The organism is Corynebacterium poyangense, assembly GCF_014522205.1.
Classification (GTDB): domain Bacteria; phylum Actinomycetota; class Actinomycetes; order Mycobacteriales; family Mycobacteriaceae; genus Corynebacterium; species Corynebacterium poyangense.
Map to the genome: position 1 here is coordinate 352,483 of NZ_CP046884.1, position 12,942 is coordinate 365,424.

A 12,942-nucleotide genomic window follows, 5' to 3' on the forward strand; every position below is an offset into this window, starting at 1 on the left:
TTTGGTGAGCCGAGAGTGGCTGAAGGTTATGGCGTTCTCCCGAGAATATAGTTAAGACTCCTGTCTCCGCGGTTTCATTCACGTGTCCGTATTAAGAAAAGCTGATGGTGAGGATGTCGCCACCAACTGGTGTGGGGCCGTATAAGGATTGTGCTGAGCGGATCTCATCATCTGAGGTGGAGTGCTTTCGTGATTCAGCGTTCGGTAGGCGGCACTGTGTGAGTGGATGATGCTGATCTACAACAGCATTAAATTGACCAGATCATGACAAGTTTTCGTTTTCATATTGCTGTAGGGGGAAGTTGATGGGCACTATTCTCCTATGGCCAAAACAGGGGTAGCTACTGGGGGTTATCTCAACGCAATAGGGGACAAAAAGGAATGCTGGAAAACTGCATTCAACTTTCCTTGTAGAGATCACTTTCCTTGTAGAGATCAACAGGGTGGGAATTTACCTAGGTTGAGACCTTAGAGTCAGAAAACTACCAGGTTGGAGCATTGTGAGCCCAGTTAGGAAATATGCTTTCAAGATAGTACCAAATTACTTATGACGCACAGTTGTTTCGTCAGCGAATATATGTTATATACATATAAGGGTTAGCCAAAGGTTATGTCTGACATAAAATTTTGCCGAAAAGCTTTAAGGAAGCTAAGTTTATTTATGGATGTCTTAAGGACTATTCCTTATGTAAGGGTGTGGTGTCGATGAGATAGCTGGAAAATCTGCCTGGCGCTCATCGGCAAAGGAGTAAGAGGGTGATGGCTTGTGGAGCATCGTCAATTGGCTGCTAGCTGGCGATTTGGGCTAATTCTCAGTGTCGTGTTGGCATACTTAGCTGCAGTCACCCTACTTGTTCTGCCGGTGCAGGCACAGGAAAACCCTCGATACTTCAAGCCTGGAGAGATAAAAGCGAACGTCGTGGGGGATGGGGCAAACTATCGCCAGCTTAAGCTTCAGCTACGGGGTGAGATGGGCAGTCTCCTCACTGTAGGAAAGGAAGTAATAGACCGAGAAGAATCAGGGAAAATTCTCCAGATCCTTGCTGATCAAACTAAAATCGGAAATTCACATGAAGACGCGGAAAATATTCGCGTAGAGTTCAAAAATAATCCCAGTGGTGGCCAAATAGTCATTGACGGGAGAAATAAGTCATATCCAGCAGGAGAAACGCTCTCCATAGTTTTTGAAGTGGAGCCTTCAGCCTCTCTAGGGCGCTATTCGTTCAGTACAGATCTTGACCAAGATCAAGCAACTATTGATCCTGGAAATGAGGAAAATTCAGTTGAGAAAAGCAGTGAGCAAAGAACGAGTGAGTCTACGAAGCTGACCCCACTGGAACAACCAGTAAGCAGTAGTGCTACCCCAACAGCTCAATCATCGGAAGTTAGTACTACTAAAGATGAAAAAGAAAAACCTGAATCTATAGCCACTAAGGAAAAGGACCCTGGTAACCGAGGGATAAATAAAGATCAACCCAAGGATAACGTCTCGCCTTCCGTTCGAGAGCTAAACGAAGAACGGGCTAAGATGAGTTTTCGCGCTGCGCCTGATTCCAAACAATACGGTGACTTCAGAGCAAGAATAATTTCATGGTCGGAGGGAAATTATAAGCCACTCGTACAGGATGAGTGGGATCGAACCCTAAGATTTGTCGTTGAAGACCGTGGAACGCTTAGAACTATTAAATTTACTGGGAAAAATAACTTTAGCCAAAGTAAAGTTTATTATTCTGTCACAATCAATGGAAAGCTTGTCGATTTTAACATCAAGGACATCAGTCTTTTGGGTGATAGAACACATCCGACTATTGCCTTGACCTACCCAATAAACATAGTTCCGGGTGACGAAATTACGGTTAAATACCGTCAAGATGGAGAAAACGGATGGGCAAGTAACTCGCTAGAGCTGAAAGGTCTACGTAATCCGATTAATGACGCATTAGATCCTCTTCCGCCGTTGTCCTGCGAACAAGGGCAACGCGTATGGATAGCACAATCGGCAGGCCAAGCCGAAAGAAATAGCGTCATTCTTTCACAGGCACGGTTTGATATCAACAATTTTCGGGAGATTTCGTCCACTGCTGGTCCGGACGGTTTCGGTTGGGTGTACAACGCTCTGGGTTATAACCCTAGGGATCGCTGGTTATATGCGGTGAGCCAAGATGTACGGGACCAAAGTGGTCAATTGGTGGAAGACTTCCCACCGGGACATTTGTTGCAAATTCACCCAGAGACGGGGAAAGTTCATGACCGCGGAGAAATTACTGGTTTTAAGACAAATGGTGATCGAGAAAAAATAAGTACCGGATTCTTCGGAAATAACGGGACTTATTATATTGCCAACGGATCCCAAAGCGGTACCGCAACACTATATTCAGTGAATTTTAATACCCTAATGGCCACGCCTCTTGGCTCCAGTGATCAACAGATAAAAGCTAATGATCACGCACCATTAAGTACAGATGCTACCTATGCATGGGGGATCCGATCATCGTCGCCCACTAGTACCACACCAATGTATATGGAACGGGTTAATCTGTTAAATGGTAAGGTAGATTTATTTGATATCACCAATTTAAGACTGCCAAGAACCGTTTGGGGCTCCGCTTGGCGTAACTCTAACGGGACCATAAGTTTTAGCGGGAATAATGGTGAGGGCGTGTATCAGTTTGAAATTACTAATCCTTATTCTCAACGCCCCGAATTCAAAATAAAAACCGTATCCAAGATACCAGTTTCATATAACAATGATGGGGCAAGTAATGGTGCGGAACCATATGCGGCGGATCTTAGCGTTCAAAAGAAATTCACTGGATTCGGTGATGACGGACGTGCACGCTGGAAAATCACCCTGAAAAATGATGGTCCCTGTGGTAGTTCGGGTTCAACAGTTACAGACACATTTCCTGCTCGATATAGTGGTATGAAAGTGGAGGGCCAGGGTGGTGCTTCATCAGTAACGCTCGACGAAAAAAATCATCAAATTAAAATTAATTTTAACGAGCTAGAGCCTGGAGTCTCTAGAGATATAATTGTTTCAGCGAATGTTGGCGATAAAAATCAATGCATTGATAACGGCGTTAAGGTAGTGGGTGTTGAAGATGATCCCAACTCCAACAATAACACTGCTTCGGTATCCGGATGCACAGTGAACGTTATAAAAACTGTCCAGGAAACTACGGAGAAGTGGTCTACAACAGAAAACAGACGGTTATACACGGCGCATTACACTGTCGAAGTAAAGAATAACGATCCTAAAAACTCCCAGAAATTCGGTCCAATGACTGATAAGCTGGGGTATCCAGCCGGCGTGAAGCCTACGTCGGTGAGGGCAACGGATGAAAATGGTGTAACTAAAAACCTCAAGCTAGATTCGAATAGCTTCGTTATCGCCGAACAAGATACTATTATCGGCCCAGGAAAAATTAGCCGGTTTAGTATTGAGGTTGACTATGTTTTCGATGCCTCTGAGTTTAAACCAGAGACTAAGGATTGTAACGGAACTCAAGGATTTGGTCTATATAATAAAGTTAGCTTGCCTTCAGGCCAAGAGGTAGAGTTTAGTGATAATTCCGCATGTACGCCCGTATTACTTCCACAGAATCCGCAGGTAATTATCCGTAAAGCTGACGCTAATAATGGTAACCGCCTCCTGACTGGTTCTGAATTTACCCTCCACCAGTTGACTAGATCAGGAGATGATGCGAGAGATCCTTGGTATTTTTCGGGCGAGAATCTTAGTGAATTTATTCTGAATGATGTTCCTTATGGGGATTATATGCTGGTCGAGGAAAAAGCACCGCATAACTATTTCCTGTTATCTGAACCTTATAGGTTTGCTTTGGTTCCTGGTGAAAACGGTGCGGTAGTTATTCCAAAAGATTCGAATAGTTCGGGATTGATCGCCTCAGAATCAGATTCACAACGCAATGCGGTCATCATAACGGTGGCGGACTTGACAGTTGCTGAGCTTCCCTTGACAGGTGGTCGTGGATATCTATACTTCCTGACCTTTGGTTCCCTGATTGTTGTGTGTGGTATCGGAATGGCACGTAACAGAATCCGTGAATGAAATGTGATTTGGTGAAGATCAATGAATCAGCAAAGAGATTTTAACTATGAGGACCTCAACCTATTTAGATTGACATTTAAAAATGCAGGCAAGGAAGAACTATCTAATAAAGGATGAAAAATGTTTAACAATGGAAAAGTTGCCTCCTTAAAGGCAATAACAATGGCACTCATCTCGCTATTAACCTGCTGCATTTTGCAGCTTCAGTCCGCCCATGCCATAAGTGGGGATCCCTATTATGATCCGGCTAATATAGATCCAAACAGTAGCCGAAGTTTGACGATTCATAAATTCTTAAGAGATGCTCCAGCGTCTAGCTCCAATAGTGGAGGTGAACCCGTAGCAAATCCAGGCGATCTTGGAAAACCTCTGCAAAATGTCAAGTTCCAGATTAAGCAAGTTGACGCAGATCTGTTAACGAATGATGGTTTCGCAAAAGCGCGAGAACTTGCTAAGACTAGGCCTTCACAGAATTCGACTATCCCTTATAAAGGTTTTGACAAGCAGGTGACGACTGGCGCGGATGGAACGGTCAAGGTTTCAGATGCTGATGGTATTCCCGTCGGTCTGTTTGTAGTTAGCGAGCTTGCAAGTCCTGATGCGGCAACCACTGATGGCAAGAAAGTGACAATTAATCCGGCTGAACCATTCTTCGTTTTCATACCTATGACGAATAGTGCCGGTAATGGTTGGAACTATGATATTCATGTATATCCGAAAAACTCTTCATCAAGCATTGAGAAAACAGTAAGTGATGCTGCAAAGAATGTTGGTGATAAAATTACCTACGATATTAACTCCGACATTCCCGTTGTTGAAAAGAACGGCACTCTTAATAAATACGCGGTTTATGATAATCTCGATGCCCGATTAATAGATCCCGTGGTGGAAGTTTCTATCCTCAATGGACAAAAATTTTCGGAGGGAACTGATTATACTCTGACCAAAAATAATAACAAGTTAATTGTGGAGTTTAATCAGACCGGTTTGAAAAAGTTGGCTGAGATTAAAACGAATGATAATAAAGCTAAGGTATTGGTCAAGATCACAGCAACTATCGGTAGTGTTGGAGAAACAGATGGGATAATTAGGAACCAGGCTTCACTCATTCCAAACAATGGAGTGGTCGAAGGGCAGATCCCATCCAACGAGGTTGAAAGCAAATTCGGAAAAGTAAAGGTCAATAAAACCTTTGATGGTGAAAAGAAGGGTGATCTGAAGGCATCCTTTGAAGTATATCGTTGTTCAGAGGATCGTCAACTTTATGACGGACCATTGGTTATTAATGGTGTGAGTAGGTTCGATACCGTAGATGGGGCTGTCACTATTGATGGGCTTCAGTATAATGATTTTGTCAATGGTGTGCCGGTGGAGTTGAACTGGTCTTCCTACTACTGTTTAGTTGAAAAGCAAACTGCGAAAGGCTACGAACTTTTGCCTGAGCCGCATAGGTTCCAAATTACCGAAGCTACACTGAAGAATTCCACCTATGAGGTGACTCTCGATAATAAGAAAGAATCAGGTACTACACTGCCATTAACTGGTGGTAAAGGTGTAGGCCTACTTCTAGGGTTAGGAATCTTACTTCTTGGATTCGGTACATTTTTGGCCCTACGTAATTCAAGAAATAGGAATGAGCGCTAATCATTGTTAATACCCTTGCTGCATGCGCAGGGGTGTTAATTATATTGTGGGGAGTTTGTGAACTGTGGATTTTTTGAGTAAGAACAGGTCAATGCATTCCGCTAAATCTAAAAAGATTTCGGTGAAAAATAAGAAAAACTCTTTAATTCCGGCTCTGATTGTTGTTTTATCTGGACTGCTGCTCGTTATTTATCCAGTTGTTGCAACTCTTCACAATAATTATAGACAAGCTGAGGCTGCTAAGAATTATTCCGATGTTGTCCAGCAAATGGATGACTCAACAAGGTTAGCTAAACTTCGTGAGGCATCCGAGTATAATCGGTTATTTCCTCAAGGTCCCTTACTTGATCCCTGGTTAGCGCGCGTTACCCCGGATAATGAAAATTATCAGCTATATCTACAAAAATTAGATTCCCCGGAGGCGATGGCGAGGTTAAAAATCCCCAAGATCAAACTGGATCTTCCTATCTATCACGGTAGTGATGAAAAGGTATTGTCAAAGGGGATCGGTCATCTGTATGGTAGTTCGCTTCCTGTGGGTGGGGAACATTCTCATGCTGTGTTAACCGGGCATACCGGTCTTTCTAACGCCACCCTATTTGATGACTTGACTGAGATTCATGAAGGGGACTCCTTCTACATTGAAGTACTCGGAGAGCGCTTGAAATATGAAGTGCATCAAATTGATGTAGTTCTCCCGAACGAGACTGAAGGGCTAGCGCCAGTAGCTGGGGAAGACCTGGTCACATTGATTACGTGTACTCCTTATGGTCAAAATACTCATCGCTTGTTAGTCACTGGGCATCGGGTGCCTCTCGATGATACTGAAGCCGATGAAGTCTTCAACCAACGTTCTGGTTTATGGACTTGGTGGATGACGGTGGTTACTGTGATGATTGTTGGATTTGTGATCGTTATGGCTTGGTGGTTGTGGAGATACACTAAACAACAGAGACGTATTTCAGATGTCTCGCCGGATAGTTCCAGTGGAAGTTAATCGCCATACCTTATGAAAGGAACTTTTTCAAAAAGGCTACTTATCCCAGCTTTATTACTAATTGCCGGTATCTCAGTTATTTTATATCCGGTGGTAAAAAATATTTGTGGAGATTATCGGCTTGCGGCTTTGTCCTACAAATTTTATCGGGAATTTAGCTACTCATCTCTGGAAAAGGACAGTTTATTTAATGAAGCCTTAAAGGATAACCGGGAAGAGGATTTTGAAATAGCAAATGATCCTTGGCAGGGTTCAGGGCGCGAAACTGTTAATCACTCCACCTCGATAGAAAAATATGTAAACTCGCAGCAGGGGCTTTTATCGGTAGTCAACGTACCAGCTTTAGGGATAGCTCTTCCCGTTTATGAAGGGACCGGTGAGACGGTCTTAGCTCGAGGGGCAGGGCATTTGGTGGGAACAGCTTTACCTGTTGGCGGAGTTGGAACTCGAAGTGTTATTGCTGCGCACACAGCTTATTCTGGCGCCAGTATGTTCGATAACCTGATTAACGCCGAAAATGGAATGATAATTATCATCCATACTTTAGGGCATGACCTGTATTACAAAATTGATAGTATTGAAGTGATTGATCCAAATGATGTGGATAAGATTCGTCCAGTATCAGGCCAAGATATAGTGACGTTGTTGACATGCACACCTTTTGGTAAAAATACGCATCGACTTTTGGTATCGGGTTCGAGGTTCTTCCCGTCTGGTAATTCCTCAGAAATTAATCCCTACAATAATTCGGAAACAGCATTTATCCCCGGATATAGATTGATGATTCAAAGTTGGATGTGGATTCCGCTTGCCCTATCTGGGTTAACGATTCTGATCTTAGTAGTAGTCGGCATGAAGTCTATTTTAGGTTCATCCGCTAAACGGCGCATTGTGAATGCGGGAGAGTCCTGCGGGCTCTAGCATTCACAGAGAGTGTCCCGTCGCAAGTATGGCACGCCCCACATTCGGGGGAGTTTCCCGCTGCGCGCCACACTAGTTGTCTGATGTCTGACTAGGCTGGGGAGAGTTCCTACTTCTTCCTGTATCTCGAGGAGATCCATCACATGGCACCCCAAGGTTTTGGCACTTTCAACTGGATCGTTGTCATCGTGTATCTGCTCGCCATGCTCGGTGTGGGGCTGTGGTTCGCCCAACGAGCCGGTCGCAGCCAAGATGATTACTTCAAAGCCGGTGGCAGAATCCCGGCGTGGGCAGCAGGTTTTTCGATCTACGCCACCACGCTCTCCGCCATAACATTCATGTCTACCCCGGAAAAAGCCTTCCTCACTGACTGGGCCTACGCCGCAGGTAACCTGGCGATTTTTGCCATCGTCCCGATCCTCATCGGCTACTACGTTCCGTTTTTCAGAAAGCTCGACGTCACCACGGCCTATGAATATCTTGAGGAACGCTTTGGCCCCTCCTTGAGAATAATTGGCTCCTTGCTTTTCGTGTTCTACCACCTCGGGCGTATAGCCATTGTTATTTATCTCCCTACTCTGGCTTTGACATCGGTTACTGACATCAACCCCATGCTGGTCGCCGCAGCTGTGGGTATTCTATGTGTTATCTACACCTTCCTCGGCGGAATGGAAGGGGTGATTTGGTCCGATGTTATTCAAGGGATCATTTTGTTGGGAGGGGCAGCAACGATTGTTGTGTGGGCCATGGCAATAACTCCCGATGGTTTCTCCACCGCTATTTCCCATGCAGCAGCAGAAGGAAAATTCTTCTCCGCCCAGAATCTTTCGATGAGTAACCTTGCTGCCGCAATGCCGATTATCTTCATCGGAAGTGCCTTAAATTCGCTCCACCAATACACTGCAAGCCAAGATGTAGTGCAGCGTTACCAGACCACCCCCTCGGTCGAAGCAACCAAGCGTTCACTCATCGTGAACGGCATTTTAGCTCTCATTACTATCCCGTTGTTCTATGGAATGGGAACGGCACTCTATAACTACTACAACGCTCACGGTGGTTTGCCGGAAGGTGTGAACACCTCCGCTGTGGTTCCGTACTTCATCGTCACCACGCTCCCAGCGGGTATGGCTGGTTTATTAGTGGGCGCCATCTTCGCTGCAGCTCAATCCACTATTTCCTCTAGCCTCAACTCTATTTCAGCTTGTGTGGTGGTGGACCTCCGCAACCGCTTTATGCCCCATCGCGGAGAAGCGTCGGTAATGTTCTCCCGAGTAGTTATCATCGTCGCCGGAGCGTTCTCAGTGGCTGCAGCCTTATATCTAGTCGCCACGGATAAATCCGATCTTTGGGATCTCTTCCTGGCAATGACCGGACTATTTGGTGTTCCTCTTGCCGGTGTCTTCGCCCTCGGTATTTTCACCACTCGCGCTACCACTCCAGGCGTAACTGCGGGGCTAATCCTCGGGGCTTTTGCCGCCTGGGAAGCTGGACAACTTAAAGCAGGACCCTTCCTAGTCTCTATAGCCGCATTCGTGGTGGCCATAGTTGGAGGATATCTGTGTTCGCTCCTGCTGCGCGGACATCATGATCCTGAGCGAGTCATTCCGCTCACCATCCGGGGACGTGACGCGGCATATGAGCGACGCCGCAGCTAGCGTACAAGCAATCGACTTGTGCTGCCGATGACCCTAGGTAGCACGGGGCTATCGTCCCGTTTAGGCTGTCAGCTATGAGTTCTTCGCGGCAATCACCGCTATGTGTTGTGGCCACCGAGGTCGAAGCCTCTCACCTTGACCCAGAGCTACCTACTCTCATCACCGGTATCGGACGCCTCAACGCCGCCACCGCCTTAACGGATTACCTCGCTCACCATAGCGCTCCCAGTCACATCATTAATGTCGGCACCGCCGGAGCGCTATCGAAGGCTGCAACCCCAGGAATAGTTCACCCCATTGGCACCGTATATCTTCATGATTTTTCGCACGAAGCCATAGAAGCTATTTGCGGTGATTCTCCCTACCCTCCACTACACCTCAATTCCACGGGTCTGCGTCTCGCCACCGGTGATCAATTTATCGACACTGCCTCGGCTCGCCAGGCGTTGGCTAAACATGCTGAGCTAGTTGACATGGAAGGTTATGCCATCGCCTGGGTAGCACAGCGTTATTCCATCCCGGTGCACCTACTCAAAATTGTGTCCGATGACGCTAACTCAGATTCGCGACGGCTATGGCATGACGCGGCACGCCAATGTTCACGTCTTCTCGGGGAGTGGGTACGTAGCCAGTGACGCACCAGGCAGACGGGGTACGCAAGGGTAAAGATGGTAGACCGAGGTCTCCCTGGGCGCTCAATGATCCGCTCCTGACCGTCTACTACGACACGGAATGGGGAATGCCTATCCGCGATGAACGTGGTCTTTTTGAGCGCCTAAGCTTAGAGGTCTTCCAATCGGGTCTCTCCTGGTTGACGATCCTTCGGAAACGTCCGAACTTCCGCACGGCTTTCGCAGATTTTGACCCTGACTGTGTTGCGCGTTTTAAGGCTACCGATCTTGACCGGTTAATGGCTGATCCGGGAATTATTCGACACCGAGCAAAGATTACCGCCACAATTAATAATGCTCAGGCGACAATTCGGCTCCGGGCAAGCGGAGGGTTAGTAGACTTGATATGGTCCTATCAGCCTTCTACGACGCCTTATCCGCACACCATGGCGGAAGTGCCCACCTGTTCCGTGGAGTCGGCGGCTTTGGCAGCGAGGCTTCGCCAAGAGGGGTTTCGTTTCGTGGGGCCCACCACCATGTTCGCTCTCATGGAAGCAATTGGCATGGTGGACACTCATCTGGTGGGATCCTATCGGCGGGGAAGTTCAGGATTATGGGGAACGTCCTCCCCATACAGTTGATATGCAAATAAGTTTATAACTGGCTAGGGTAGTGAGTTGTGAGCATTCAACACAATTCAGGCTATGGGCCGGCCGTTGACATGGCCCGCAAAGCTGCTAGCGCTACGGGGGAGAATCCCTTTCGATTTGCTGTGGTTGGTTTTGGGCAAATTTCCCAACAAGCCTTCGTGCCGGGCCTGGCACAGCTTCCTGGGGCTCAGCTAAAAGCGGTTGTCACTGGTTCAGTTGAGAAAGAAACGGCACTGAGTAAAGCAGGGATTGATACCTATAGCTATGAGGAATACCTAGCATTGCTGCAGCGCGATGACATTGACGGGGTATATATTGCTACCCCAATTTTCCACCACCGGGACCACAGTATTGCCGCCCTCGAAGCCGGGAAACCAGTGCTTTTAGAAAAGCCGATGGCAGACAGTGTGTCAGCGGCAGAAGATATTCTTTCTGCCGTGCAGCGAACCGGCACGCCCCTCATGGTGGCTTATCGCATGCATCAGGATGCGTTCATGGTGGAATTGGTTCAGCTAATAAAATCCGGCAAAATCGGAGAGCCACGCATTTTTAGCTCAGTTTTTAGCCACGACATCAAAGAAGAAAACCATCGAGGGCATTCTGGATTCTGGGGTGGGCCAGTCCCAGACTTTGGCGCCTACCCCTTAAACCTGGTGCGTCACCTCTTCCGGGCAGAGCCTTGTAAAGTCCAAGCGCTAGGAATCACCTCTGATGATCGCAACTTCAATTTCGAGGATGGGGTTGCGGTGAACCTGGAATTTCCTGAAGGGAAACTAGCCCAATATATCCTGAGCTACAACGCCGCTGATCACGACTATTTTTCAATAGTCGGATCACGAGGGGTCCTAAGCTCTGATAGCTGCTTTAGCTATTCCCCCGACTCGCCACGACGCTACCACCTAGAATCTGAAGAGCAACCTGAAAAGAGCGTGGATTATCAGGCTCAGGTGGTGGATCAATTTGCTGGGGAAACGCAGTACTTTATTGATTGCGTCCGGGGTGCAGCAGAGATTGAGCCTAATGCAGAAGAAGGCTTGGCTGATATTAGGGTGTGTGCTGCCATTGAACAATCCCTCCGCAGTGGAGAGACTATTTCTCTTCCGCGGCGAGAGTTTCGACGTGAGCTTGAACCGGATCAGGTTCGTTGTATTGAACCCCTGTCGGAAGATCAAGTCCCTGAGGATGAGGATTTAGTGGACCAGGTTGCCCAGGACCGGTGAGGTGGGCGTCGAACCTATCTGATAACAGTTTTCATTAACGGCATGTTAGTGAAAACCTCCGTATCCTTGGAGCGTATGAGTATGACGGTTCAAGGAATAATAGCTCGGTCCCAAGGAGCACCAGTAGAACAAGTTGACGTTGTGATCCCGGATCCCGGACCTCATGATGTGATTGTTCGGATTCAAGCTTGCGGGGTGTGTCACACTGACTTGGCTTATCGAGATGGGGATATTGAAGATGCTTTTCCGTTCTTGCTTGGGCATGAAGCAGCAGGGATCGTGGAACGTATCGGTGATGAGGTCACTCACGTAGCCGAAGGGGACTTCGTCGTCCTCAACTGGCGGGCCGTTTGTGGGGAATGTCGGGCCTGCAGAAAAGGCCAGTCCCATTACTGCTTTAATACCCACAATGCTTCTCAGCGCATGACGCTTAGCGATGGCACCGAACTTACCCCGGCTTTGGGAATTGGCGCTTTTGCTGAAAAAACCCTCGTTCATGAGGGGCAATGCACCAAAGTTAATCCTGATGAGGATCCCGCCGCCGCCGGGCTTTTGGGGTGCGGGATTATGGCTGGTTTAGGTGCAGCCGTTAATACCGCTCGGATTGCGCGGGGTGAGTCAGTCGCGGTGTTTGGCTGTGGAGGTGTTGGGATGGCCGCTATTGCCGGCGCGGTTCTTAACGGGGCGTCCACGGTTATTGCGGTTGATATTGATGACCGAAAACTAGCGCGAGCCCAGGAGTTTGGGGCTACCCACACCCTGAATAACAAGGGGTTAAGTACTGAGGAGGTAGCGTCCCGTATCGCGGATATGAACGGCGGAGTAGGAACCGACGTCACTATCGATGCGGTAGGGATTATGCCCACCTGGCAACAAGCTTTTTATTCTCGAGACTTCGCCGGCCGCATGGTGATGGTCGGAGTCCCTAACCTCACCGATCACGTTGATGTTCCAGCCATCGACTTATATTCCCGCGGTGGTTCAGTAAGCCCTGCGTGGTATGGGGATTGTCTTCCTGAGCGTGATTTCCCGGCCTATGTGGATTTACATCTTCAAGGACGTTTTCCGCTGGGGGATTTTGTGTCAGAAAAGATCGGCCTCGGTGATATTGAACAGGCTTTTAAGACTATGAAAGCCGGAGACGTACTGCGTTCAGTGGTGGTGATCTAAAA

At 47.5% G+C, this 12,942-nt stretch carries 9 protein-coding genes; all 9 read left to right on the top strand.

Features of this window, described 5'->3' with window-relative positions; genetic code table 11:
• The first annotated feature begins 766 nt into the window (after window positions 1-766).
• Entirely contained in the window at window positions 767-4,072 is a 3,306-nt protein-coding gene (locus GP475_RS01665) for a DUF6923 family protein (protein ID WP_187974933.1), read from the top strand.
• A gap of 120 nt (window positions 4,073-4,192) precedes the next feature.
• Window positions 4,193-5,716, top strand: a complete 1,524-nt coding sequence (locus GP475_RS01670; protein ID WP_187974934.1) for a SpaH/EbpB family LPXTG-anchored major pilin — start codon at window positions 4,193-4,195, stop codon at window positions 5,714-5,716.
• A gap of 91 nt (window positions 5,717-5,807) precedes the next feature.
• Window positions 5,808-6,713 carry a class C sortase gene (locus GP475_RS01675; protein WP_187974935.1) on the top strand — a complete coding sequence of 302 codons (906 nt, stop codon included), beginning with the start codon at window positions 5,808-5,810 and terminating at the stop codon, window positions 6,711-6,713.
• Window positions 6,714-6,725: 12 nt separating this feature from the next.
• On the top strand, window positions 6,726-7,634 hold the full coding sequence (locus tag GP475_RS01680; RefSeq protein ID WP_187974936.1) for a class C sortase: 909 nt from the start codon (window positions 6,726-6,728) through the stop codon (window positions 7,632-7,634).
• 143 nt (window positions 7,635-7,777) lie between these two features.
• Window positions 7,778-9,289 carry a sodium:solute symporter gene (locus tag GP475_RS01685; RefSeq protein WP_187974937.1) on the top strand — a complete coding sequence of 504 codons (1,512 nt, stop codon included), beginning with the start codon at window positions 7,778-7,780 and terminating at the stop codon, window positions 9,287-9,289.
• 74 nt (window positions 9,290-9,363) lie between these two features.
• The gene (locus tag GP475_RS01690) at window positions 9,364-9,924 is read left to right on the top strand and encodes a nucleosidase (protein ID WP_187974938.1); all 561 of its coding nucleotides are present in this window, start codon (window positions 9,364-9,366) and stop codon (window positions 9,922-9,924) included.
• A complete protein-coding gene (locus tag GP475_RS01695; RefSeq protein ID WP_187974939.1) occupies window positions 9,921-10,541 on the top strand; it encodes a DNA-3-methyladenine glycosylase I in 621 nt (206 codons plus the stop codon). The genes GP475_RS01690 and GP475_RS01695 overlap by 4 nt, the downstream gene beginning before the upstream one ends.
• Window positions 10,542-10,579: 38 nt before the next feature.
• Window positions 10,580-11,770, top strand: a complete 1,191-nt coding sequence (locus GP475_RS01700; protein WP_223144673.1) for a Gfo/Idh/MocA family protein — start codon at window positions 10,580-10,582, stop codon at window positions 11,768-11,770.
• A 75-nt stretch (window positions 11,771-11,845) separates the two neighbouring features.
• Window positions 11,846-12,940 carry an S-(hydroxymethyl)mycothiol dehydrogenase gene (locus tag GP475_RS01705; RefSeq protein ID WP_187974940.1) on the top strand — a complete coding sequence of 365 codons (1,095 nt, stop codon included), beginning with the start codon at window positions 11,846-11,848 and terminating at the stop codon, window positions 12,938-12,940.
• The last annotated feature ends 2 nt before the right edge of the window (window positions 12,941-12,942 follow it).

Bases quoted from the DNA above. Each gene is read 5' to 3' on its own strand.
- GP475_RS01705 (WP_187974940.1), top strand. From the start codon at position 11,846: ATGAGTATGACGGTTCAAGGAATAATAGCTCGGTCCCAAGGAGCACCA.
- GP475_RS01670 (WP_187974934.1), top strand. From the start codon at position 4,193: ATGTTTAACAATGGAAAAGTTGCCTCCTTAAAGGCAATAACAATGGCA.
- GP475_RS01680 (WP_187974936.1), top strand. From the start codon at position 6,726: ATGAAAGGAACTTTTTCAAAAAGGCTACTTATCCCAGCTTTATTACTA.
- GP475_RS01675 (WP_187974935.1), top strand. From the start codon at position 5,808: ATGCATTCCGCTAAATCTAAAAAGATTTCGGTGAAAAATAAGAAAAAC.
- GP475_RS01685 (WP_187974937.1), top strand. From the start codon at position 7,778: ATGGCACCCCAAGGTTTTGGCACTTTCAACTGGATCGTTGTCATCGTG.
- GP475_RS01690 (WP_187974938.1), top strand. From the start codon at position 9,364: ATGAGTTCTTCGCGGCAATCACCGCTATGTGTTGTGGCCACCGAGGTC.